This is a genomic window from Dyadobacter bucti (genome assembly GCF_005869225.1).
GTDB lineage: Bacteria > Bacteroidota > Bacteroidia > Cytophagales > Spirosomataceae > Dyadobacter > Dyadobacter bucti.
In genome coordinates this window covers 239163-264151 of record NZ_SWFP01000007.1, presented here as the reverse complement: position 1 = coordinate 264151, position 24989 = coordinate 239163, and the positions used below count along the sequence as shown (strand labels likewise).

General features: G+C 44.4%; 25 protein-coding genes. 19 read left to right on the top strand and 6 right to left on the bottom strand.

The genetic code is table 11. The features are described 5' to 3' along the window. Nucleotides 1–301 precede the first annotated feature (301 nt). Together hemW and FBF61_RS22985 are read right to left on the bottom strand one after the other, a co-directional pair. Complete coding sequence (gene hemW, locus FBF61_RS22990) at nt 302–1423, bottom strand: radical SAM family heme chaperone HemW (RefSeq protein WP_138481822.1); 1122 nt, start codon at nt 1421–1423, stop codon at nt 302–304. Further along, nucleotides 1423–3495, bottom strand: coding sequence for a TonB-dependent receptor (locus FBF61_RS22985; RefSeq protein WP_138481820.1), 2073 nt, complete (start codon nt 3493–3495; stop codon nt 1423–1425). The genes hemW and FBF61_RS22985 overlap by 1 nt, the downstream gene beginning before the upstream one ends. Before the next feature lie 270 nt (nt 3496–3765). Here FBF61_RS22985 and FBF61_RS22980 point away from each other — a divergent pair, with 270 nt between their 5' ends. Further along, on the top strand, nt 3766–4224 hold the full coding sequence (locus tag FBF61_RS22980) for a hypothetical protein (protein WP_138481818.1): 459 nt from the start codon (nt 3766–3768) through the stop codon (nt 4222–4224). Between the two features lie 61 nt (nt 4225–4285). Here FBF61_RS22980 and ctlX read toward each other — a convergent pair whose 3' ends face one another. Together ctlX and FBF61_RS22970 are read right to left on the bottom strand one after the other, a co-directional pair. Beyond that, the gene (gene ctlX, locus FBF61_RS22975; RefSeq protein ID WP_138481816.1) at nt 4286–5242 is read right to left on the bottom strand and encodes a citrulline utilization hydrolase CtlX; all 957 of its coding nucleotides are present in this window, start codon (nt 5240–5242) and stop codon (nt 4286–4288) included. A gap of 53 nt (nt 5243–5295) precedes the next feature. Then, nucleotides 5296–6750, bottom strand: coding sequence for an arginine deiminase family protein (locus FBF61_RS22970; RefSeq protein WP_138481814.1), 1455 nt, complete (start codon nt 6748–6750; stop codon nt 5296–5298). 260 nt (nt 6751–7010) lie between these two features. Between FBF61_RS22970 and sufC the strand changes: the two genes are divergently transcribed. The 10 genes from sufC (at nt 7011) to FBF61_RS22920 (ending at nt 14057) form a co-directional block, all read left to right on the top strand. Continuing rightward, nucleotides 7011–7769 (top strand): Fe-S cluster assembly ATPase SufC, encoded by a 759-nt coding sequence (gene sufC / locus FBF61_RS22965; RefSeq protein ID WP_138481812.1) that lies wholly within the window; start codon nt 7011–7013, stop codon nt 7767–7769. A gap of 68 nt (nt 7770–7837) precedes the next feature. Continuing rightward, complete coding sequence (gene sufD / locus FBF61_RS22960; RefSeq protein WP_138481810.1) at nt 7838–9157, top strand: Fe-S cluster assembly protein SufD; 1320 nt, start codon at nt 7838–7840, stop codon at nt 9155–9157. 90 nt (nt 9158–9247) lie between these two features. Further along, on the top strand, nt 9248–10474 hold the full coding sequence (locus FBF61_RS22955; protein WP_138481808.1) for a cysteine desulfurase: 1227 nt from the start codon (nt 9248–9250) through the stop codon (nt 10472–10474). A 48-nt stretch (nt 10475–10522) separates the two neighbouring features. Next, a complete protein-coding gene (locus FBF61_RS22950) occupies nt 10523–10903 on the top strand; it encodes a DUF5618 family protein (protein WP_138481806.1) in 381 nt (126 codons plus the stop codon). A gap of 127 nt (nt 10904–11030) precedes the next feature. Further along, the gene (locus FBF61_RS22945; RefSeq protein WP_138481804.1) at nt 11031–11219 is read left to right on the top strand and encodes a hypothetical protein; all 189 of its coding nucleotides are present in this window, start codon (nt 11031–11033) and stop codon (nt 11217–11219) included. Then, the gene (locus tag FBF61_RS22940; RefSeq protein ID WP_138481802.1) at nt 11207–11506 is read left to right on the top strand and encodes a type II toxin-antitoxin system RelE/ParE family toxin; all 300 of its coding nucleotides are present in this window, start codon (nt 11207–11209) and stop codon (nt 11504–11506) included. The genes FBF61_RS22945 and FBF61_RS22940 overlap by 13 nt, the downstream gene beginning before the upstream one ends. Nucleotides 11507–11508: 2 nt before the next feature. Next, complete coding sequence (locus tag FBF61_RS22935) at nt 11509–11943, top strand: SufE family protein (protein WP_138481800.1); 435 nt, start codon at nt 11509–11511, stop codon at nt 11941–11943. Between the two features lie 39 nt (nt 11944–11982). Continuing rightward, complete coding sequence (locus FBF61_RS22930; RefSeq protein WP_138481797.1) at nt 11983–12294, top strand: SUF system Fe-S cluster assembly protein; 312 nt, start codon at nt 11983–11985, stop codon at nt 12292–12294. 137 nt (nt 12295–12431) lie between these two features. Continuing rightward, complete coding sequence (locus tag FBF61_RS22925) at nt 12432–12860, top strand: BrxA/BrxB family bacilliredoxin (protein WP_138481795.1); 429 nt, start codon at nt 12432–12434, stop codon at nt 12858–12860. A gap of 87 nt (nt 12861–12947) precedes the next feature. After that, entirely contained in the window at nt 12948–14057 is a 1110-nt protein-coding gene (locus tag FBF61_RS22920) for a vWA domain-containing protein (RefSeq protein WP_138481793.1), read from the top strand. 15 nt (nt 14058–14072) lie between these two features. On the opposite strand, the gene FBF61_RS22915 is transcribed toward FBF61_RS22920, so the two are convergent. Continuing rightward, the gene (locus FBF61_RS22915; protein ID WP_138481791.1) at nt 14073–16550 is read right to left on the bottom strand and encodes a PIG-L family deacetylase; all 2478 of its coding nucleotides are present in this window, start codon (nt 16548–16550) and stop codon (nt 14073–14075) included. 35 nt (nt 16551–16585) lie between these two features. Next, a complete protein-coding gene (locus tag FBF61_RS22910) occupies nt 16586–17209 on the bottom strand; it encodes a 4'-phosphopantetheinyl transferase family protein (RefSeq protein WP_138481789.1) in 624 nt (207 codons plus the stop codon). Nucleotides 17210–17246: 37 nt separating this feature from the next. Here FBF61_RS22910 and FBF61_RS22905 point away from each other — a divergent pair, with 37 nt between their 5' ends. From FBF61_RS22905 to FBF61_RS22870, 8 genes are all read left to right on the top strand, one after another. Continuing rightward, entirely contained in the window at nt 17247–18926 is a 1680-nt protein-coding gene (locus tag FBF61_RS22905; protein WP_138481787.1) for a C45 family autoproteolytic acyltransferase/hydrolase, read from the top strand. Nucleotides 18927–18965: 39 nt separating this feature from the next. Further along, a complete protein-coding gene (flxY, locus tag FBF61_RS22900; RefSeq protein ID WP_138481785.1) occupies nt 18966–20228 on the top strand; it encodes a flexirubin biosynthesis putative acyl-CoA ligase FlxY in 1263 nt (420 codons plus the stop codon). 35 nt (nt 20229–20263) lie between these two features. After that, nucleotides 20264–20878: a hypothetical protein gene (locus tag FBF61_RS22895; protein WP_138481783.1), complete on the top strand. Its 615-nt coding sequence runs from the start codon at nt 20264–20266 to the stop codon at nt 20876–20878. Nucleotides 20879–20956: 78 nt separating this feature from the next. After that, nucleotides 20957–21589: a hypothetical protein gene (locus FBF61_RS22890; protein ID WP_138481781.1), complete on the top strand. Its 633-nt coding sequence runs from the start codon at nt 20957–20959 to the stop codon at nt 21587–21589. A 136-nt stretch (nt 21590–21725) separates the two neighbouring features. Continuing rightward, nucleotides 21726–22451, top strand: coding sequence for a YdcF family protein (locus FBF61_RS22885; protein ID WP_229215179.1), 726 nt, complete (start codon nt 21726–21728; stop codon nt 22449–22451). Between the two features lie 9 nt (nt 22452–22460). Further along, nucleotides 22461–23522, top strand: coding sequence for a methyltransferase (locus tag FBF61_RS22880; RefSeq protein ID WP_138481779.1), 1062 nt, complete (start codon nt 22461–22463; stop codon nt 23520–23522). 47 nt (nt 23523–23569) lie between these two features. Further along, nucleotides 23570–24052 (top strand): hypothetical protein, encoded by a 483-nt coding sequence (locus FBF61_RS22875; RefSeq protein ID WP_138481777.1) that lies wholly within the window; start codon nt 23570–23572, stop codon nt 24050–24052. A 27-nt stretch (nt 24053–24079) separates the two neighbouring features. Further along, nucleotides 24080–24988, top strand: coding sequence for a hypothetical protein (locus FBF61_RS22870; protein WP_138481775.1), 909 nt, complete (start codon nt 24080–24082; stop codon nt 24986–24988). Nucleotide 24989 lies beyond the last annotated feature (1 nt).

Sequence of the window (24989 nt, the reverse complement as noted above, 5' to 3'; positions counted from 1 at the left end):
GCATGAGTGAAAGGCACCGATTTTGCGGTGCCTTTTATTTTATAAAAAACCAGGCAATAAACTGCCGGCAGACCGATGACCGCGTTTTTTCTGATCAGGGACCACTATGCATTGCTTCCTGAAACGGGTTTTGGCCAGAGCATAGCAAACGACTAACAATCGCAGAATTCCCAATACAAAATGGATGGCAGATAATGTGGCTCTCATGCAACAAATAAAAGCCAGTGGTATGACAGCCTTATGTCAGCAGGATTAACGGAATATGTCCATTATTTTAAAATTGTAAAACCAGTGCACCTGATTATATAAAAAGATCGCTTGCAACCTTGTCGGCGAAGAGTTTCCCAGAGGCGGTGAGGTAAATAGAATCCTGGTCCGAATAAATCCAGCCCGTCTCCGTCATCTTTCTGATATTCTCTTGGTGGAGCAGATGGAAATTTTTATTGGATAAAAACTCAAGTTTTGTCTTCTGCACGCCCCATTTTGTCCTCAAACCGGTCAGCAGATATTCGTTAGTCTGATCGGCGACCGTTAGGGTTTCCACAGTTGCGGGAATTAGTCCTTTTTGCAGCGACTCCAGATATTTGACATTATTTGAAATGTTGTACTCTCTGCTGGTCCCATTGTAGGAATGTGCTGCCGGGCCAACACCCAGGTACGGTTCCTGCTTCCAATAAGAAGTATTATGCCTGCTATATTGCTGGCTGCGGGCGAAATTTGATATTTCGTATTGTTCAAAACCATTTTCAGCCAAAGTGCTGATCAGCATTTCAAATTGTTGGGCCGCGAATTCCTCGTCTATGGGTTTGATTTTCTTCTTTTTCAGCCAGTTACCAAAAGCGGTTTGCGGTTCAATAGTCAGGCAGTATGCGGATATATGAGGGATTGTCAGGGCAAATGCCTTTTGCATATCCTCCATCAGAATGCCGTGATCGGGTGCCGGAATGGCGTAGATCAGGTCTATGGAGATATTGACGAGACCAGCGTCCTGCGCTATTTTTACACAGTTTTCGGCCTCGCCGGCAGAATGTATGCGGTTGAGAAACTGAAGATGCGGCTCGTGGAAAGACTGGATACCTATGCTCAACCTATTGATCCCTGCTTTGCGAAAGAGTTCAGACTTCTCTTTATTGATATCATCGGGGTTGGCTTCGAGTGTGATTTCTGCTCCCGGGGCTATCGCAAACTGACCTGAAATCGTATCCAGTAATAAGTCAAGCTCTGACCCGTCCAGAAGAGACGGTGTCCCGCCCCCGAAATAAATGGTTTCCAGAGGCGAGTCCGGCAGGTAGGATTTTCTGAGGACAATTTCCTTTGCAATTGCTTCCACTATCGCCCGTTTATTAGCAGTATTGGTACTGAAATGAAAATCACAATAGTGGCACGCCTGCCTGCAAAATGGGATATGAAGGTACAAATGCATTATCTTGAACTTTTCTGCCACTCCCAGCCGACTTTTACGCCAGCCCAGAGGTTGCTTTTTGGAGCACCATTGTAGTAACGGTTTCCGAAGGCATTTAGATCATATCCGAGGCTGTAAATCCCGGCGTTGACTTTCTCGGCAGAAGCTGAAAGCTCGCTGTAAAAATGTGCGCCCCAGTTTTTCTTCCAGCTGACACGCGCAATCCATTGGTTGTATGGGGTATTCTTAACAGTATTGGCGTCATTGAGATAAAAAGAAGCTCCGTACTGGTAGGTAACAAATGCAGACAAACCATATTTAAACAATGCATCCAGTCCGGAGTTTTGGGTAAATCTCGGGATTCCCGGTATCAATTTTCCGCTCAGGTCGGTTTCGGCTTGCTGGAAGTCTTCGAAAGTGTATTTTGTGTAAGTACCGCTATTCCATAATTTCAGCATCACCGGAGATTTCGGGTCGGAGATAATATCGTAAGCCAGCGTCCATTCCAGCCCTCTCTGGCGAGTTTTGCCAGCATTGATGAAAAACTCCGAACCTGCCTCATCCGTTCTCCGGACAATGGTTTGTTTTAAACCGAATTGATAGACACTGATTTCGCCGGTAATGAGTTTACCAGTTTTTCTGACCCCGATTTCCGCGTTGTTTCCTCTCTCGGCATCAAGGTCTTTGCGGAAACCTCCGGCAGAAGGTCTTACTTCCTGCAAGGTAGGAGGGGAGAATCCGCCGCTGTAGGAGGCTGTCACCGCCCAGTTTTTTGCAAGGATTTTGTTAATGGCAAATCTTGGTGTGAATATACCGTCAAACGTTCGCTGCTCCCGGCTGTAAGGAAGCACAAAAAAGCGCTCGTACTTATATTTGGAAGTGTTATAACTCAGGCCGGCACTTGCTGTAAGGTCTGTAAAAAGTACTGCTTCGAGCTGGCTGAAAACCGATAAATTAGTGGTTCGGATATCTTCAACAGTCTGCTGTTCTCCTGGAATTCCGCCGTTGTTATCGTAATTTCTTTGCGCTGATTTTCCAAACTGCCATTCAAAACCCGTTGTCCAGTTTGTTTTGACGTCACCGATCTGCGAACGGTTTTGCCAGAAATTCCTCCCGCCGAATCCTTGTTCGTCGCGTTTTTCAAAATTGGAAATAAATGGGTTGGCAAAATCGGTGGAAGTGAGGTAAAGCGAATTCGATTGCGTCCAGTTATCTGAAAGTTGTAGCGTGTAATTCCCCGCCAGAAACGCCAGTTTCTGATAAATTCCGGCATGTTGTGCCTCACTGCCGGGAACCGCTGATGTAGACTGCCGGGCGAGCGTCGGATCGGTCTGGTATTGTGCAAGGGTTATTCCCCCAGGTGTCTGGTAACTCAGGTCAGAATACATTCCAAGTAGCGATAGTGTGCCTTTTTCTCCGATTTTCGATGATGAAGCAAAGCGGATCGCATCCCGGTTCATAGCACTTTGTTTTCTGTAACCATCTTGCTCGCTATGCCCGTACTGAATAGAAATATCCCCGATCTGGATGTTGGAGTTTCTGTTCTGATAACCGTATTTGCCAAAACTTACACTTTGCTCGACCCTGTTCTGATAGTCATTTTCATTGTGGCTCTGCAGCAGCACTACACCACCGGTTCCTGCTCCATAAATACTGCTTCCCGGGCCTTTGATGATCTCCATTCCTTGTACGGCATTGAAATCGATGGAATTTAAAGGGGTATTCCCGCTGGCATCAGTGAACGGAATACCGTTCCAGTAGAATTTGATGTTTCGCACGCCGAAAGGTGACCGCAGCAAACTTCCACGGACAGAGAACCGGTAGCTTCCGGGTGAACGTTCTTCCATTCTTACACCTGGTACCGTATTGATGGCATTTGTCCAGGTGGTAGGCGAATATCTTTGAAGTAACTGAGGCGTGATCAATGCAACCGTTGCTGTTGTAGCCAGTGGTTTCGTTCTGGATTCGAACGCATTGACTGTGACTTCGTCCAGATTTCGGGCACTCAATGTGTCGCTTTGCGCAATTCCTTCTCCCGGATTTATAAAAAAAGAAAAAACTGATAACAGGGCTGGAACGTATAATTTGGACATAATGCTGAAACGGATATCAATAAAATACAAAACTGGTTATAAAAGGAATGAGTATCAAGAAATCTATCTTCCCGATCTGTTATTTTAATAGTTAACAAAGGACGGCTGTTATCAGTGCACTACGAGGTTCTAAAATTCATGAACTTAACTTTCGGAACCTGAGAATTATTCTCCACAAATCCATTTGAAAAATGCTTTCAGGTGTTTGGTCAGATTTTTGTATTGTGAAAATGTAATTCTTAAAGTTTAATTTAAAATACCACTAGAGAGATGAAAAAGATAACATGGATGGTAGCTTCAATGCTAACCTTGGGCATGCTAACATTTAGCAGCTGTTCTGATAAAACAAAAGACTCTGCAAACGAAACTGTTGAAGAAGCAAAAAATGATATGGACGAAAATGTCGATGAGGCGAAGTCCGATATCAAAGAGGCTGGAAATGAATTCGAGGCAAAAGTGAAAGAGGAAAAGGACGCTTTGAAAGCAGATATTGATGATGCTGTAGCGAAAGTGGACAAAAAAATAGAAGAAGCAGATCAGAAAATGGAAAAAGCAACTGCCGCTGAAAAAGAAAAATGGCAGGCACGCAAAAAGGAACTTAACGCTGAAAAGGAAGACTTGAAAGATTCCTGGAAAGACGTCCAGAACGAGAGTGCAGAAAAGTGGGATAACTTTAAAGCAGAGACAAAAGACAAAATTGCCAAGGTTAAGGCTGATTTGAACGATTAATCAGTTATAGTCAGTAGCAAGCAAAAATGCCCCGAAACCGGGGCATTTTTGCTTTATGAGATTACTTTCTGGGTAAATGAATTTCTGTCATCATGCATCGCGCGGAGCCTCCGCCGTTCCCTTCGATGACGGCCAGATCAGTATGCAGCAAGCGGGCATAGTCGCTCAGATTGTCTTTTTGTCTCGTGGTAAGGGAGTCATAAGCCTGGGTGGACATGATCAGGAATTTGTCGGATTTGTCATTACGGACCATCAGCATATTGCCTGCAAAATGCCTCACCTGATCCAGAGAAATTTCCACAATATATTTTTTCGTTTCTTCCAGCGCGGACCGTACAAGTTGTCTTTCATCGGGGTCTTTAATAGCTTCAAGACATACTACCGCAAAAATGTCACCGACGCACATTATTACATTGGTATGATAAACGGGTTTGCCGTTTTCGTCTGATGCAGAAAAAGCAACTACTTCATATCCCAATGCCTCGGCAAAAGCGTCGAGGACTTCCTGATGGGTACGGGGCGACAGGCATGCATATGCTATTTTGTACCGGCGGTCCAGTACCATACTGCCTGTTCCTTCAAGGTATTTTCCTTGCTTTTCAAAATAGGTAAGGTCAATGATCTCTTCTATCTTGAAATCTTTTTTCAGATCATTAATAATATCCGGGCGACGTTCCACCCTTCTGTTCTCGGCCATCATTGGATAAAGAACAACTTTACCACTCTGGTGAAATGACACCCAATTATTGGAAAACACGGCATCGGGCCGGTAAATGTCGTCTGTATCGTCAAAAATGTGAAGATCAATTCCCGCTTTGTCAAGCTGGTCTACCATCAGGTCAAATTCTTCCTGTGCTTCCTTTTGAGCAGCTTCTCCGGTATTCTCGGCGGAAGATGCCTTCTGGAATTTATTGCTTTCGGCAGTTTCTGCATTAAAAGCAAACCGGACAGGCCTTATCATCATAATCCTCGAAGTGGATTGTGGCTGTATTTGGGCGGAGGAAGTGATAACGCGCATAGGAGTAGTTGTTGATTACTGCAATTTACGATTGAAATATTGCGATTACAAGATTAAATTTCCCTCCATATCGGCATGCTCATGCAGTGGGAGCCGCCTCTTGCCCGTGAAAGCTCAGCGGAGGGAAGCGTGATAAAAGTGTCGTTCAATGTTTCGGGCGATAATTCATTGTTTTCGAATTTGTCGAGCATATCCTTGACACTGATGACCGCGAAGCCTTCGTTCCGGAATGCATCAAGAGTCTTGTCATTTCGGTCGTAACCGACTACTACGCCGTCTTTTAAAGCCAGCAAATTGCATGAGTCGGTCCACTGCTCACGTTCGCCATAAGGGAATTCGTTGTTACCGGAATATATGAATCTGACGGGTTCGCTGGTGCCGAGGTCCTTTACGCTGATCTGTGTTAAAAGGTCTTCCAGATTCTCGATTTCAAGCGGGTTTTCTTCATTACCCTTTACAAACTGCAGGATGCGGAATTCTTTGTTGCTATCCTTTGGCGCAAAATAATGAAGTACGTCCTTTTTCTTCGATTCGTCACCTAATCTTGCCAGGGATCCGAGCAATACCCATATATTCTTCCTGACTTGTGTAAAAATGGTGTCAATATGCATGTAATCCCGTTTTTTGGGGATTTTGATAATCGTGATCTTATCCACTACATTTTTTGCAAACAGAATTTTCATAACCTGTTGCGCCGCGTAAACCGAAGTCCGTTCGCTGCATCCTATCAGGAGGTGATTGGGCGCAACCATCATGACGTCGCCGCCCTCAAGCGTGCAACGGTGGTAATCACTGGCCTTTTCTTCGTCAGGAAGCAGAAAATGATGTTCGTTTTCCGGGATTTCTATAATGTTACCCTTTATGTGGGAAAACATAGGATGATAGAAAAACACGAATTGGGCCAGGATCGATTCTCTTGTCCGGGCTGATTTTGCAGGTTTATTCAAAAGAATATGGTCGTTGATGACAATACCTATATCCCGCATGAAAATAAGATTGGGCAAGGGCGCAAACAGCATTCTTTTGTCTGCATATGAGCCTGAAATGAATATTTTAGCAAGCTCCCGGGCATCATAGGCATTCAACTCTTCTTGCGTGCTGAAAGAACATTTTTCTATCCCGCATATGGCTGCCGTGAGTTTTACACGGACATTGTCATTCTTCAGTATTTCCCCCAATAACTTTTCGATGTCTACCACGTAGTCGGAATCAAAATAACTTTCTGATCCCGGAATGTAAAATGACCGGGTTGTATCGGAGTCGATCTGGTCCAGTTTTCCTTTGATTTTAGCCGGGTCCAGGAAGTAGAGCAGCAGCTTGACATAGTAATCGTATTCGCGGCGGCGCATCGTGCCAAGATGTACAATATCTTCAAAAAGCCAGTCTTGTGCCTTGCTAGGAACCACTTTTTCCAGCCCGCGGTCGGGGCTGTGTATGAGTAGCCTCTTTAACGTCCCTGTTTCCGAGGAAACATTTATTCTGGATCCCAAAAGTGAGTTTGTAGACATAGAAGTATAAATGAATGTACTGTATGGAACGCAAAGTAAACGCATAATCTGCAATTAGGAAGCGGGCCTTTGGCCCGGGGCTGCCTGGTTTGCCTTTTACTCAGAAATATGTGATTTCGGGGAACAACCATGTATATAAAAAGGTTGTTCAATATATGCAGCTTGTATTCCAAGACGTTGCGTGTGATTTTCTTTTACGCCCAAAGCTTGTTACTTTTGCGGTAAATTACCACGAACTATATATTAAGTATAAATTAGTTATGCTCTCTATTAATGAATTACGTGCCTCTATTGAAGGTAAGGAAATATTAAAAGGTATTAACCTGGAAGTAAAGCCCGGTGAAGTGCATGCAATTATGGGGCCTAATGGTTCCGGTAAAAGTACGTTGGCGTCGGTGCTGGCAGGCAGGGAAGAATATGAAGTTACCGGCGGGACTGTTATTTATGACGGAAAAGATATTTTGGAAATGGCACCCGAGGATAGGGCGGCTGAGGGTATTTTCCTTGCGTTTCAGTATCCTGTTGAAATTCCGGGCGTTACAACGATCAACTTCCTTAAGACGGCAGTTAACGAAATTCGCAAATACCGGGGTGAAAATCCGCTGGATGCAGCTCAGTTTCTAAAAATGGTACGTGAAAAGGCGAAACTGGTAAGTATGAACGATTCTCTTTTGAAACGCGCTTTGAACGAAGGTTTTTCAGGCGGAGAGAAAAAGAGAAATGAAATTTTTCAAATGGCGGTGCTTGAGCCCAAGCTCGCGATACTGGATGAAACAGACTCAGGTTTGGATATCGATGCACTCCGGATCGTTGCAGAAGGTGTTAATACCTTACGTTCTCCTGAGCGCGCCACGATTGTTGTTACCCATTATCAGCGTTTGCTGGATTACATTGTGCCGGATTTTGTCCATGTACTATACAAAGGCAGAATCGTGAAATCAGGTCCGAAAGAACTGGCTTTTGAGCTGGAAGAAAAAGGATATGACTGGATCAAGGCCGAAGTCGAAGCAGTAGGTTAAGAATCATTCGTGAGGGTTTGTCCTTCAAATGCTTCCTTAACATGATTACTATCCATATTGATAACTGAATGAGTACCGAAACAATAGATTTGAAAACCAGGCTGATTACAGATTTTCACGCCCGTGAGTCTGTAATGAACGGTGAGGCAGGATCAGCCTTTCACCAGAAAAAACGTGCAGCGCTGGCCCAGTTCGATGAACTGGGTTTTCCAACAATCAAAAATGAAGAATGGAAGTATAGCAACGTGCGGGACCTGATCAGCGTTTCCTATAATTTCAATGCCGACAGTTCTATCGAACTGGCTGATCTCGAAGATCTGAAAATTCCTGTACAAGACGCTAATATCATCTATTTTGTCAATGGTCATTACAGCCCTGAGCTTTCCAGGATCGTATCTTCTTCCGACCAGATTACAATAGATTCACTGGCAAATGCCTATAAAAAGAATCCGTCACTGGTCAATTCTTTTTTCAACGAACTGACGCAGGACGATAACGACGCTTTTACCGCGTTGAATACCGCTTTTACACAGGATGGTATTTTTGTAAATGTCCCTGATAATCAGTCGGTAGAACATCCTATCATACTTCGTTTTGTGAGTGACGCGAGAACGCAGAACGTGGGAAGCCAGCCGCGTAACATCATTGCGGTAGGGCGTAATGCGCAGGTGAAGCTTGCTGAGGCGTTCCGTACATTAGGTAACGAGCGTTCTTTTACCAATTCTGTTACTGAGATCTATGTGGGCGAAGAAGCCAATGTAGAATATTATAAAGTCCAGAACGAAAGTGAAAACTCTTATCACGTAGGGACCACACAAGTGCGGATGCTTGACAGATCGCATTTCTATGCTGGGACGGTAACGCTGAACGGACGTTTCACCCGAAATAACCTCAATATTATTATTGATGGCGAACGTTGCGAGGCACATATGTACGGTCTGTATTTCCCGGATGGTACTCAGCATGTTGATAACCATACCGTTGCAGATCACCGCAAGCCCAATTCAGAAAGCAATGAATTGTATAAAGGGATTTTAAGGGACAAAGCAAAGGGGGTTTTCAATGGCAAGATCTTCGTTCGTCCTGATGCGCAGAAAACAAATGCGTTTCAGTCCTGTAAAAATATTGTTCTTTCTACGGAGGCAACAATGAATACCAAACCGCAGCTTGAAATTTTTGCGGACGACGTGAAATGCTCGCACGGAACAACGACCGGCCAGATTGACGAAGAAGCTTTGTTTTACATGCGTTCACGCGGTATTTCCAAGCCTGAAGCGCTGTCGTTGCTGATGTTCGCATTTTGTGCCGACGTGGTTTCACAGATAAAAATTGATTCGATCCGGGAATATCTTGAAAATGTAATTGCTGACAAGCTGGCTTCCAAGTAATTAACAAGATACATACGGTATAATAATCTAATCTTAATGCTACCCAACCTGGAACAAATGGGTTGGGTATTTTTCTAAATAATGATTAAGATGAACAACGCGCTCGATATAGATTCCATAAGAAACGACTTTCCGATACTGAATGAAATAGTGAACGGAAAACAGCTGGTTTATTTTGATAATGCAGCTACCACTCAGAAGCCAAGGCTGGTATTGGATGCATTGTCGGGTTACTATGAACATTATAATGCCAATATTCACAGAGGTATCCATCATCTTGCCGAAAAGGCAACCTCCGCGTTTGAGCTTTCGAGACGTCGGTTGCAGGCATTTTTGAATGCTCCGCTGGCCGAGGAGGTTATTTTTACTTACGGGACGACGGACGGAATTAATCTTGTCGCCCAGACTTACGGTCGCAAATTCCTGAAAGAGGGAGACGAGATCATCATTACCACCATGGAGCACCATTCCAATATAGTGCCCTGGCAAATGCTCTGCGAAGAAAAAGGCTGTATTTTGAAAGTGATTCCTATTAATGAAGATGGCGAATTGCTGATGGATGAATATGAAAAGCTACTTTCAGAGCGTACCAAATTTGTATCGGTAGTCCATGTTTCCAATGCATTGGGGACAATCAATCCAGTGAAGGAAATTGTTGAAAAGGCCCATAGGATTGGTGCAAAAGTGCTGATAGACGGTGCCCAGGCAAGCTCTCACCTGACCATTGATGTTCAGGATCTGGATTGTGACTTTTATACCTTGTCTTTACACAAGATTTACGGTCCCACAGGGATGGGGATTTTATACGGCAAGAAAGAATTGCTGGATGCGATGCCGCCTTACCGGGGTGGGGGAGAAATGATCAAGGAAGTGACTTTTGCTAAAACAACTTACAACGAGCTGCCGTATAAATTCGAAGCCGGTACGCCCAATATAGCGGATGTGATTGCCTCGAAGTATGCGCTGGATTATGTTGACACGCTGGGCAAATCCAATATTGCAGCCTATGAAAATGAACTGCTTGAATATGCGACCAGCGCAGTAAGTGAAATTGAAGGATTGAAAATCATAGGAAAAGCGAAAGAAAAAGTAAGCGTGCTGTCTTTTGTGATCGACGGTATTCATCACCAGGATATGGGTGTAATTCTCGACCAGCAAGGCATTGCGGTACGGACAGGCCACCACTGTACACAACCTTTGATGCAGCGTTTCGGGATCACCGGAACCACACGTGCTTCATTTGCTGTTTACAATACAAAAGAAGAGATCGACCGGCTTATTCAGGGCCTGCATAAAGTGAAGAAAATGCTTGGTTGATTTTGAATTGAAATACCCTCCTTTGCAAATCAAATACATACACATAAAATGAACAACACAATACTGGAAGCCAGGCGTTATCTGGACAATGCGAAAGAACTTTTAAGCGAAAAAGCCAGAAAAGATGAGGGGTACTATCAAGACACTAAATATGTAAAGCTGGCAGGTCACGCAGCCTACACTGGAGTTTTAGTTGCGCTGGATGGGATTTTGGGCAAAAAAGGCAAAGGCAGAAAGGATGTGGATTGGTACAAACAACAACTGAGTACTCTGGACAAAAAGATCCTGAACTCATTTATCGGGGCCTATGATACGCTTCATTTATCCATGAGCTATGACGGAAATCCGGCAGCAGAAGTCGCAAAAGCAGGATTAGACATGGCGGAATCCATCATCAACTGGGTAGAGATTCGCACAGCAACTGCATAATCGCATTTAAGGAATATTGAAATGACTATAAACGAGATACAAGACGAACTAATTTCGGATTTTGAATTGTTCGCCAAGTACTGATTCGAGTTTGCAAAGCTAGTTGCTCCTCAAAATCTATACTTATATGGAAACCATCCCGAAAACTTTGCTTATTGATTCGCTTGAAACAATGCCTGATCAACTGGAAGTTGAGGAGGTAATAGAGCAGATTATCTTGTTGGCCAAAGTGGAAAGAGCGAAGCGACAGATTGATAACGGTGAATTTTACACACACGAAGAGATGAAGGAAACTTATAGGAAATGGCTGGAATAATCTGGTCCCGCGAGGCGCGTCAGGATTTAGATGCTATTTTTCTTCGATTGAATACAGAGTCGGAGTCATATTCAAAACGGTGGCTTGACGATGTTTTTAAAAAAGATAGAATTGATCCAGCGTTTTCCCAATATGGGAAGATGGGAAGAAAGGTTCCTGAGATAAAAGTCGCCAACGTCAGGGAGATTTTCGTGGCGAAATATCGAATAATATATAATGTAAGAAATGATGAGATGGTGGAGGTTTTAGCCATCAGACACTCATCCAAGCCACTTTCGGAATTTTAACAATGACTATTAACGAGATACAAGACGAACTAATTTCGGATTTTGAATTGTTTGATGATTGGGAAAGCAAGTACGAGTATATCATTGATCTCGGAAAGCAGTTTCCTCCGTTGGAAGAGCAGTTTAAGACCGAAGATAATATTATTAAGGGGTGTCAGTCAAGGGTTTGGCTGAATGCTTACATGGATGGAGACCTGTTGAAATTTGAGGCCGACAGTGACGCGATTATCGTACGCGGACTGGTGAGCATGCTGGTAAAGGTTTTATCCGGACACACGCCTGAGGAAATTGCCAATACGGATCTGTATTTCATGGAAAGGATCGGGCTGCACCAGCACCTTGCTCAGACGAGATCCAACGGACTGGCCTCCATGTTGAAGCAAATGAGGGCCTACGGTGTAGCTTTTCAGGCTAAATCCGAGAACGTTGCGAATTAAGAGGCCGTTTTAAAAGAATACATTTATAACAGAAATAAAATGTCAGAATCAGAATTGCACGAAGAAGTTGTTAAAGCGATCAAAACGGTTTATGATCCGGAAATCCCGGTGGACGTTTATGAGCTTGGACTGATTTACGATCTTAAAATATTTCCTATTAACAACGTGTATGTTTCCATGACTTTGACTTCCCCTTCCTGTCCTTCGGCGGGAACTTTGCCGGGTGAGGTTGAACAAAAAATCAGGGAAGTGGAGGGGGTTAATGATGTAAGTGTAGAACTGACTTTCGATCCTCCCTATACAACTGAAATGATGTCGGAGGAAGCGAAACTGGAACTTGGATTTATGTAGATGTAGCTGTCGGCTATCAGCTTTCGGCCGTCGGTTTTTGCTTTTGTATTGAAATTGTTAATATATCAAACAGGTCGACGGCCGATAGCCGACGACCGAAAGCCTAATAAAATAATCAACTTTAAACTTTAAAAAATATGTATCCACCACAATTAGTGGCTCCGATGAAAGCGGAATTGGTAAATGTAGGCTTTCAGGATCTTACAACTGCGGAAGAAGTGGACAACTTCATGCAAAATACCAAGGGAACTGCTTTGGTTGTGATCAATTCAGTATGTGGCTGCGCAGCGGGAGCGGCACGTCCGGGTGTAAGGGCAGCGTTGTCGAGAAGCGAAATTAAACCAGACCACCTGGCAACTGTTTTTGCCGGAGCTGATTTGGCTGCAACTGCGAAGATGCGTGAATATACTTTGCCTTATCCGCCTTCGTCACCAGCAGTGGCTTTGTTTAAAGACGGAGAGCTGATCCATTTCGTTGAGCGTCATCACATTGAAGGCCGTTCTGCTGAAATGATCGCGCAACATCTGCAAATGGCATTTGAGGAATTCTGCGCGACAGAAGCCTAATTCGCCAAATCAATATAATATGCGGCTACTTTCGATTAACTTTGAAAGTAGCCGTCTGTTTTAAGTACCCATTTTACAAGGCCGTTTATGCGTGGACATCGTTTTTCAAAATTCATCCCTTCCGAAAAAGGAGCGAATAATAAGTTTGACCAGCTGTTTGAGATCTTTCAGCAGTTGCTGCTCATGACCTCTGGTGATGTCAGTGAAGCTATGTCCTGGCTGAGCGAGCTGGACAGGCAATATACGCTGACGAATGACTCTTATGGCATCGGTGATTTTTTTGATGATCTTAAGAAAAAAGGATATATCGTTGAGGAACAGCAGGAGGGCGAAAACAAGATGATCATGACGCCGAAAGCTGAAAAAAGCATCCGGAAAAGCGCGCTGGATGAAATTTTCGGTAAACTGAAAAGATCAAAATCCGGTGGTAACCACCATACTCCGCATATGGGTGTGGGCGACGAGCTGAGCAGTGATATAAGACAGTTCCAGTTCGGCGACACACTTGATCAGATCGCGATGACGGAATCCATTAAAAATGCGCAGATAAACCATGGAATCGGGGATTTCATGCTGATGGAAAATGACCTGGAAGTGGTGGAACGTGAGCAAAAAACGACCACTGCCACAGTAGTAATGATAGACATCAGTCACTCCATGATCCTTTATGGAGAAGACCGCATCACCCCAGCCAAAAAGGTGGCCCTGGCCCTGGCAGAACTGATCCGTACGAAATACCCGAAAGATTCGCTCGACATCATTGTTTTTGGCAATGACGCGTGGCAAATACAGCTTAAAGATCTCCCGTACCTGGAAGTAGGACCATACCACACGAATACCGTGGCAGGACTGGAGTTGGCCATGGATATTCTGAGACGCAAGAAAACCCGCAACAAGCAGATCTTCATGATCACAGATGGTAAACCTACCTGCCTGAAAGAAGGTATCCGTTACTACAAAAACAGCTTCGGATTAGACCGGAAAATCATATCCAAAACACTTACGCTGGCAGCACAATGCCGCAGGCTTGATATCCCGGTAACTACTTTTATGATCGCTACCGATCCGTATCTGAAGCAGTTTGTACAAAACTTCACACAAGTAAATAATGGCCGCGCTTACTACAGCAATCTGCAGGGACTGGGCGGATTTGTGCTTGAAGATTTTCAGCGTAACCGCAGGAAAAACGTGAAGTAGGGTGCAGAAAAGCCATTATTTTTTACCGACCGATATCATATTGGCAAACAACCGGTATGCTCCGGTTACACCCGCCGGGAGTTCTCTGAAAAACGAAAGCCCGGTATAAATGTAATGTCCTTTGCCATATTTCGTGTAAAGCAGGCTGCCTTCCTTCTTGCTTTCATCTTTGTCATTACTTGAAAATAGTGCCTGGTAATGGTTGCTGTCCCAATCCTGGGCAAAGTACAACCCGCGTTCCTGGATCCAGCCTTCAAAATCTTTCTGGGTAATTTTGTTGGGATAATTCAAAAGCGGATGATCGGGGATCAAAAACCGGATTTCGGCATCTTCCTCGGCAACCCTGTCCCGCCCGAGCTGAATCGGAAATGGCCCGATCTGTTTTACTTTCTGATCCGATGGGATCGTATACTGCACGATCATCGTACCACCATTTTTTACATAATCCATCAGTTTATTCTGATAGTTCGCAAGCCTGCTTTCGGTATTATAAGCACGCACCCCGACCACAATCGCATCGTAGATCCCCAGATCTTTACTCAAGGCAGCTTCATTCAGCATAGTAACCTGGCAGTCCATTTGTCGTAATGCCGCAGGTACATCATCTCCGGCACCTGCTATGTAGCCGATGTTCTTAACCGTGGTCCTGACATCAATTTTTGCCAGTTTGGCTTCGGATACAGGAAATATAGTCTGACTTGGAATGTGCTTGTAGGCAATTGTCCGGATGGATTTGTCATATATTTTCCCATTCACAGACGCTATCGATTTAAAAGTTACCTCCTGATTTGCCGTCGGCGGTGTAATGCTGAATGTGAAATATTGCTGCTGGTATTTTCCGCCGATGCTGAAATTTCGGGAAGCAGGTACGGATTTCCAGCCAGCGGGGAGATCTGGTTTCAAGGTTCCATTCACGTCACTACGCTGTGCTTCCACTACTATCGTTACTGTCTTTGGCTGGACGGACGGGAAAATGAGGACCGGTTCGGTAATAGTACTTGTAACGGCAGGCCTTATTTCAAAAGGACGATAAATTTCACCTTCGGCCGGATCTGTAAATTTGTAAATCCAGGGTCTTGAAAAAGTAAATTGTTGCCCTTCGATCTCAAAATGATAGCTTGTGGTAGTTTCCGGGCGGTTTTCGGGGAAGCCGATATCTTGCTGGTTATCTATTTGAAAAAGTCCTTTATCGATCGGTTTTTCGAGCCAGTAAGGCTGGCTGATCTTTAAGTCAGAAGGTAGGAGAGCTTTTACCGGAAATAAATGGAATTCATTGGTAGCCAATGTGAGATTCAGGGAGCTGTCTTTTTTAGTGCCTGTCCACGAAACGGATACCAGTTTTACAGGATAATCGGACCTTTTCACCACAGATATCCGGATCGATGCCGTATCTCCCGGAACTGCCGAAATCTCTGTTGGGTTTGTTTCAAACCAAAGTCCAAGACATGCTATTATCAGATCCTGAACCTCTTCTTTCTTAGCTTTTACATATAAATCAGCAGAATCAAGACGGTTCAGTTCCGAGTTGATTTTTAACAGATCGGGAATGGATGCAGATGGTTTATCGACCTTATAATTTTTAATAGCAGCCAGTATCAATGACTCGACTTTCTCGCTCCCGCTTACCCGTTTCCAGCTGACATCTATACCGTCAAACAGATTTTTTTCAGCCTGCTCACCAACTTTATGCAGGAAATAATCGATTCGCTCACCTCTGGCAGGGGCACTTCCAAAGCCCTGGCTTTTATGCTGACTACGGCTCTCTGCGGCGATTTCAGTGTAAGATTTGCCGAGTATCTGATTGTACCCTCCGATTTCAATTGATATAAATGGGTTTTTCTCTCCGGTTGGCGGCTTGTTGGTGAAGCCGGGTGTAAATGTATTCCAAACCAGACGTTTGGCTTGCCAGGTTTTTACGTATTTCAATTGGTCGGCATAAGCCGTCGGATCAGCTGCCATGCTGAACCCTTTCTCAGCCAGATAAGCCGAGGTTTGATGATGGCCATGCCCGGCGCGAGGGTCAGGCGGGAAACGTGTGATGATCACATCCGGCTGAAACTTACGGATCATCCACACCACATCGCCCAAAACCTTATCCTGGTCCCAAAAACGTAAAGTTTCGTCCCTTGTTTTGGAAAACCCGAAATCATAGGCTCTTGAAAAAAACTGCTGCGCCCCGTCAATTCTGCGCGCGCCAAGTAGTTCCTGTGTCCGGATCACCCCGATATTGTAACCTTGCTCCGGTCCGATGAGGTTCTGGCCGCCGTCGCCCCTCGTGAGGGAAAGGTAACCAGTACGAACCAGCTGATCCTTTGACAAATAAGATAACATCAGTGTATTTTCATCATCAGGGTGTGCTGCAATGTACAGTACTGATCCCAGAACATTCAGTTTCTTGATGTTTTGAAAAATTTCACTGGATGATTGCGAAGGGACTTGTGCAAAAAGTTGAACGGCTAAAAGAATCAAAAAGGGTACTATCAGCTTACGCATAAAAGGTTCAGGATTGGAAATGGTGGTTGTCAGTATTATAGGGTCCAGGTCAGCACATAATCCTCGAAAGTATCATAGCTCACCATAACGGATTTGAAAATGGTATCATCAATGGAAACCTCAATAATACCATTTTGGTTGCCGGAAAACTGTTTTGTAACAATATGTTTTTTCAGATCCAGCTCGGAATTGCCGGCATATTTAAAACCGGATTCCTTGGCGGACCATATCAGGTGCATGGTAAGATTATCGGAAAAGTCAACCCACGCCTGTTCGGAACTATGGAGGAAGTAATCAGCACCCTTCGAAATGGAATTTTTCATTTTTTGAATATCTACTCCGACAGATTTTTTTTTGTGCAGATAAACACTCGCAAAATCGCCGGAATGCGACATGGAAATGAAGTGATTGTTCCCTGTAACATGTGGTTTACGATTTTCATCATAAGTAATGCGTCCGGATTCCGGGGCCATTGCTTTTAACAGCACCCGGCAGGCAAGCCATTCTTTCTTGCGGCTCTCTGTTTTTTTGCCTTCCAGAACTTGGTGATCAGCAGCGGATAGTTGCAGTTGTTCGCTTAGTTCCTGCCAGGATTCGGACATTTGCCAAAGCCCGAGCATCGCATCTTCTGAAAGCCTTTTTATATAACGGATGCTCATTTATTCTTAATTTTGATTCTCCTTCGTTCAACTTAGTATGTGGCCAAAAAATAAAGCAGCGCGGATTGTGCTGAAATCAGTAAGCATTTTTGTGTTGATCTGCGGTATCCTTTTCGGGCTGTTCATGCTGCGCATCAAAGTACCCACACCCAGGCTTGAAAGTACTAAAACTGCCGAGAGTTACCAACGCGTACAATTAGGGCCGGATCATTACGCGGTGGGTAATTGCTGGTTGAAAAAAAATAATCATGGGATCTGGGAAATGTACCTTGAGGGAAGTCCTTACGAAAGGGGCCTGATTTATGGGGTTTTGGCAAAAGAGCTGATGGAGAAACAGGAAGTTCATTTTGTGAGCCAGATCAAGGAAATGATTCCGAACGCTTTTTTTCTGCAGGTTCTTAAGGGGTTTGTGGGCTGGTTCAACAGAGATATTTATAAATATATTCCGGAAGAAAACCAGCAGGAAATTTACGGGGTCGCCCAGTCTTTTTCAGATCAATTCAATTACATCGGTCCGAAATATTACCGAATCCTCAACTATCATGCGGCGCATGACATCGGGCACGCACTGACGGATCTTAATATGGTCGGCTGTACTTCATTTGCTGTTAACCACGGGCTTTCCAATGATTCCACCCTGCTGATAGCCCGCAATTTTGATTTTTATATGGGCGATGCATTTGCCGAGGATAAGCTCATCGTGTTCATGAATCCCGACAATGGTTACAAATTTGCCTCCTACTCCTGGGCCGGCTTAACGGGGGTGGTTTCGGGGATGAATGAGAAGGGAATAACTGTCACACTTAACGCTTCCAAATCCGACATTCCTTACACCGCCAAGGAGCCTATTTCACTGCTGGCGAGGGAAATTCTCCAGTATGCAGGCACAATTGAAGAGGCGGCAAAAATTGCGAAAAAGAGCGAAACGTTCGTTTCGGAATCTTTACTAATTGGCTCTGCGGCGGACGATAAGGCGGTTATAATTGAAAAATCGCCTCAGAAAATGGATGTTTACGAGTCGGGCAAGGACTATCTCGTTTGTGCCAATCATTATCAGGGTAATGCATTTGTGAAAGACCCGGTCAATATCAATAATATCAAAGACACAGATTCGAAATCGAGATTTGACCGGATGAGCGAGCTGATGACGCGCAAATACCCGATCGATACCAAAGATGCGGCGGAGATTTTGAGGGATAAGATGGGTGTAAAGGACCAGTTTATAGGTTACGGCAATGCCAGATCGCTGAACCAGCTCATTGCGCATCACGGGATTCTTTTTAAGCCAGCCAGGCGCGAGCTATGGATTTCAACGCCTCCCTACCAGCTTGGTGAATTTATTTACTATGATCTGAACAAAGTGTTTGCGCAAAACGGAAAATTCGCGGCTGTGGATTCGCTCACCATTCAAAAGGATCCTTTCCTGAACTCTGAGGACTATAAAAAGTTTGAAGCATTCAAGCAAACCAAGCAGCGCATCAGCAAATATGTTATGCTCGGGATCCCTTTTGAACTCACCCCGAAAGAAGAAATGGCATTCGTAGCCAATAATCCGGAGAGTTATCTTACCTATTTGTTTTTGGGAGATTATTATCAGAAAAATAAGAATTTTGAAAAAGCAATCAGCTACTATCAGGAATCTTTGTTGCACGTGGTGTCTTCATTGAACGAAGAAAAAGCCATCAGGGCAAAGATCGAAGAATGTAAAAAAGGCTAGCTATCCAATCCGAATCATCGTATTTATCCTATCCCTGACATGACATCTGAAATCACAAATGCTCTGCAAGGCGAGAAGCTTCGCCAGTTGCTGAGATATGTTTCGGCGAATTCTCCTTATTATCAAAAAGTATTTCGCGAAACAGGCATCGATATTGCTTCCATTCAGTCACCCGAGGATTTAAAACGGCTGCCGTTCACAACGAAGGACGACCTTGCGGGATTTAATGATGATTTCCTCTGTGTCCCGAAAAACAGGATCACCGATTTTGTAACTACATCAGGGACACTGAGCGATCCTGTGGCATTTTACCTGACTGACGCCGATGTGGAAAGGCTCGCCGAGAATGAATCAGAGTCCTTTCGTTGTTCAGGTGGGAGCGAGGAGGATATTTACCAGCTCATGACCACCATCGACCGTCGTTTTATGGCCGGTTTGGCCTACTGGATGGGTGCCCGTAAAATGGGCGCCGGGATGATCCGCGTTGGCCCCGGGGCGCCATACCTTCAATGGGAATCCATTCAGCGGTTTTCTCCAACGGTCATTATCGCGATCCCGTCGTTCATTCCACGTCTTATTGATTATGCAGTGGCAAACGGGATCGACTACAAAGCTTCCAATATTAAATCCATCATATGCATAGGAGAGCCGATCCGGAACCCGGATTTCTCGCTCAATGAACTTGGGAAAAGGATTACTTCGGATTGGGATGTTAAGCTGTATTCAACCTATGCTTCCACCGAAATGGGGGCTGCTTTTACTGAATGCATAGAAGGAAAAGGCGGGCACCTCAATCCCGGTTTGCTGATCCTGGAAGTGGTGGATGAGGAAGGCAATGTGGTGAGTGAAGGTGAGCTGGGAGAAGTAGTGGTGACAACACTGGGTGTAGAGGGAATGCCGCTTTTGCGTTACAAAACAGGAGACTTATGCCATGTTTATTATAGCCCCTGTGCGTGTGGCCGTCGCAGCACCCGGCTTGGGCCGGTGGTAGGGCGCAAGCAGCAGATGATCAAATTTAAAGGTACTACTATATTTCCGCCGGCACTTTTTGACATACTGGATATGGTCAAGGAAATTGAGCTTTACCAGGTGGTTGTTTCCAAAAACGAGTTCGGAAATGATGAGATCACGATCCTGTTACCGCTGCAACTGCAAACCGCTGTTTTCAAAGAAATGCTGTATTCTTTGTTCAAATCCAGACTGCGCGTAACCCCCTCCCTGGAATTTATAACCGCTGAAGAACTAACCTTTCGAATATACAAACAGGAGAAACGCAAACCTGAAAAATTGGTATATATTTGACGCCTCTATTACCATAAAAATAAAAGATAAAAAACATGAAAAAGTTGATTTACGTAGCTGTAATAGCTATTGTTGCAGGAGGCACGAGCAGTTTGTTTGCCCAGCGGGTGGATTTGAGGTCCGGGGATGTGAACGTATTGTCCGGTCAGAAAACAGTGAATGTAGAGTACGATTATTCTGAGTTTGGGGTAGGCAAATTTGCTACCGAAAAGGAGTATCTTGATAAAAAAACGGCTGAATATAATGGGAAGGAAGCGGGTAAGGGAGATACCTGGCGAAAGGCTTGGGCAGATGACAGAAAAAACCGCTACGAACCAAAGTTCGAAGAGCTTTTTAATAAAGGAATGGAAGACAAAGGCTTGACAGCGGTTCAGGCCAGACCGGACGCTGCATACACTTTTATTGTCCGCACGAAATTCGTCGAGCCCGGCTTCAACGTAGGAGTGATGCGGAAAAACGCTTACGTGGATTATGAAATCGACCTGGTGGAATCGGCGAATAAATCTTCCAAGGTTGCCGAAATTACCATGCGGAATGTGCCTGGTGGCCAGTTCGGAGGTTTTGATTTTGACACTGGCGTAAGGATCGCCGAGTCTTACGCAAAAGCAGGGAAATCACTGGCCGCATTTCTTGATAAAAAATTGAAGTAACGGCCATGCAACACAGGTTAATCATCAAAAATCAACGGTCTGAACATTATTTTTTCTCATTTTAATATTTTCGGTGTTATGAAAAAGTTGTTACTCTTTGTAATGGTATTGCTTGTGGGCGGAAATGTTTCCGCTCAGAATTCTATGGCAGATCTTTTTTCGGGCAAGGCAAAACTGGTATTCCTGGGCCTGGATTTTACGCAGGCAAAGTATATCGGTAAAATCGGTTTTACTGATCCCAGTGCCATTCAGAACCAGCACATGGTAAGCTGGAATAATCTGATCGAAATGGAGCCGAAGAAGTTTTCACTTCAGAAACCTTTCAGCCTTAAAGATGATCAGTATATGTCCAAAGTGGAGGACATGGTGAAGCTCAACAAGGCGGCAAATGTTGCGGACAACATCACAGACGATGCATACAGTATCACGGAAGACCAGGTTAAAAAGTCGGTTGCGAAATACTCGTTAAGCGAAAAAGACGGGATCGGCGTGGTATATGTTGTGGAAAGCCTTAGTAAAACAGCCGAAAAACTCACAGCCTGGGTCACTTTCATAGATCTGAGCACCAAAAAAATGCTTTATACGGAAAAGGTTGAAGGGAAAGCCGGAGGGTTTGGTTTCCGCAATTATTGGGCCGGAGGCGTTTATAAAATCAATAACGAGATAGATTCCAAGCTGTATAAAAAGTGGAGCAAGCAATTTAAGGGATAAAAAATGAATAGAATTGCTTATTTTTAAAACCAGTATTTTATTACCGATACCAAAGCGAATTTTTTGTAAGCTGTGATTTGTTTGCCTTATTTGGTAAACGTTTCACAGCTTACTCGTTAACCGATAGCCCATAATTGTGCGAATTGTCCCGTTGATCTTCACGTTGTTAGCTGCGTTCATATTTTCAGGATGTGGGAAAATTCTATACCGCTCGGCAGCGAAAGCTTATCATAAAGGCCTTGAAAATCAGCCCTATGACGCAGTTATTGTTCCGGGGTTTCCTTACAACGGAGAGAAATGGGACATGGTTTTGCAGATGCGCATACACTGGGCCTATTATCTTTTCTCCAACGGCTATACCAAAAACGTCATTTTTTCGGGCTCTGCGGTGGCTACTCCATATATCGAAAGCCGGGTGATGGCCACTTACGCGGAGGCGCTGGGTATTCCAAAGGCCAATTTGTTCACCGAAGAAAAAGCGGAACACAGCACGGAAAACGTTTACTACTCTTACCGGTTGGCCAAAAAACTCGGGTTTTCAAAAATAGCCCTCGCCACCGATCCTATACAAACCAGCTACATGCGAAAGTTCATCAGGCGCTTCGAGCTGCCCATCGGATTACTTCCGACAGTGGTCGACACGCTGAAGATCATGAACCTCTACGAACCTGAAATTGACCCGAAAAACACAACAAGAGAAGGTTTTGTGAAACTCTCGGACAGGGAAAATTTTTTCCAGAGGTTCAGAGGGACCATGGGGAAGTATATTATTTGGCATGAAGAAGATCTTAAGAAAAAAAGATACAGAAGACGATACAAGAACAGGATGATAGCTGCTTCGGCAGAAAGTAAGGAACTATAAAAGCACAGAATGAAAAAAGAATTGTCGGCTATTGAAGCCAAGTATGAAGCCCAGAAAATAGCATTCGGCCCGATGTATTTTCAGGCGGTCATTGCCTTGCGGGACCTGGGGATTCTCCAGTTTATCAGTTCCCACCGTCAGGGAGTGAGCATTGACACGATTGTCGAAAAGCTGGATGTTTCCGAGTACGGCATCACATTGCTGATTGAAGCTGCCGAGATCATCGGTGTCGTGGAAATTGAAAACTCGCTGGTGAAGATCAGTAAGGTCGGCTTTTTTCTTCTGAAAGACGAGATGACCAAGGTGAATGTCAATTTCATGAATGATGTTTGTTATCTCGGGGCGAAAGCCATGACAAAAAGTATTGTGAACGGAAAGCCCGAAGGTCTCAAGGTGCTGGGCGACTGGCCCACCATATATGAAGGTCTTTCGATCCTGCCGGAGCCGGCAAAAACGTCATGGTTTGAATTTGATCACTACTATTCCGATAACGCATTTCCCGAGGCGCTCAAAATTGTTTTCCGGAAGAAACCGAAAATGATATTTGATGTGGGCGGCAATACCGGAAAATGGTCTTTTGCATGTTGCGATTACGACCCCGAAGTGAAAATCAAAATTCTGGATTTGCCTGTGCAGCTGAATGTGGCCAAAGCAAATGCGACGGAACTGGGATTACTGGAACGGATCGATTTCCACAAGATTGATCTCCTTGATGTTGACCAGAAAATACCTCAGGGTGCTGACGTGATCTGGATGAGCCAGTTTCTGGACTGCTTCTCGAAGGAACAAATCGTGCAGATATTGCAGAATGCGTGGCAGGCTGCCTCCGAAGACACGACTTTGTACATCCTGGAACCATTTTTTGATAACCAGAATTATCCTGCAGCACATTATAGTCTGGTGGCTACATCTCTTTATTTTACGATCATGGCCAATGGGAACAGCAAAATGTACCGCGTCGAAGTTATGAAAGACCTGGTAAGGCAGGCAGGTTTTGAAGTTGTTGAAACATACCCGCTGATCGGGGATAGTTACCATACGATTCTGGAATGCAGGAAAAACGGTCAATGAAATATTGACAATCCTTTTTAATGTGGAATACGTAAATTTTGAGTGAGATGAGGCGATTATTTGCTGTTAATCTGGTTTTCCTGATCTTTTTTTCTGGTTTTAAAACACAGGAAATAGGCCGTAAAGTTTACTACAAGGCATTGTCCGGAGGTGAAGAGGCACCTATTGATAAAATGCTGGAAAAGCTGGAAAATGAAAAGGCGTCTTCTAAGGTGAATGCGTACAAAGGTGCACTGATCATGAAAAAGGCTGGGTATGAGAAGGGGGTAGGCGGGAAGGTGAAAACTTTCAAAAAAGGTGCACATTTGCTGGAAGATGAGATAAAAAGCAACCCTTCAAATACGGAGTTCCGGTTTTTGCGGCTGACAGTTCAGGAGCATGCGCCGAAAATATTGAAGTACAATAAAGAACTGGACGAAGACAAGCAGGCTGTTATTGCCGGGTTCAGCAAGCTGGATCCAGACCTGAAAGAAGTGATAGCAGATTATGTAAAGGATTCGGAAATTCTAAAACAGTCCGATTTGAAGTAAGACCAAAGCATTAACAGATTCATTTTAATGGGAAAAATACTTGTTGTCAATTACTCACAAACCGGACAGCTGAATGAAATTATCGACCAGTTTTTATCCCCTTTTGATCCTGCGTCAATTGAACGTCTGCTGATTTTCCCAGACAAACCCTTTGTGTTTCCCTGGACTTCGGATGAATTTTTCGACAAAATGCCCGAATGCGTCCTGGAAGAACCAATTGCACTAAAACCTTACCAATTTGGGTCTGACCGCTACGACCTGATCGTCATTGGCTATCAGCCCTGGTTTTTATCTCCCTCATTGCCTGTTACCACACTTTTACAGGATCCGCAATTTCAGGCAAGAATGTCGGGTACGCCCGTCGTAACCCTGATCGCTGGCCGGAATATGTGGCTTAATTCGCAGGAAAGCGTAAAAAAATACATTAAAGATGCCGGCGGAAAGCTGGTTGGCAATATTCCTTTTATGGACCGCACGTCCAATCTTGTGAGCGCGGTGACGATCCTGCACTGGATGCTGACTGGGCGAAAAGATAAAAAGTGGGGCGTTCTTCCGTTTCCGGGCGTAAGCAAGGAAGACATACAAAGCGGGGCTCTTTTTGGGGGTATCATAAAAAATGCCTGGGTCAAAGGTGATTACGCAGGCTTGCAAAATGATGTCCTTGCCACAGGGTTGATTGCAATACCGACGGATATTTTGTTTATTGAACAAAGGGCGAAAAAGCTGTTCAGGATATGGGCCGGCCTTATCAAGAAAAAAGGTACCACTCCTGCCAAAAGAAAACGGTTGGTCGGTTTTTTCAAATACTACCTGCTGGTTGCACTGTTTATGGTTGCCCCGATGCTTTTACTGGTCTATAATTTGCTGATAGCACCTTTTACCGGAAATACGATTAAGAAGAAAAAAGAATACTTTTGTGGTGTTGAAATCAAATAAT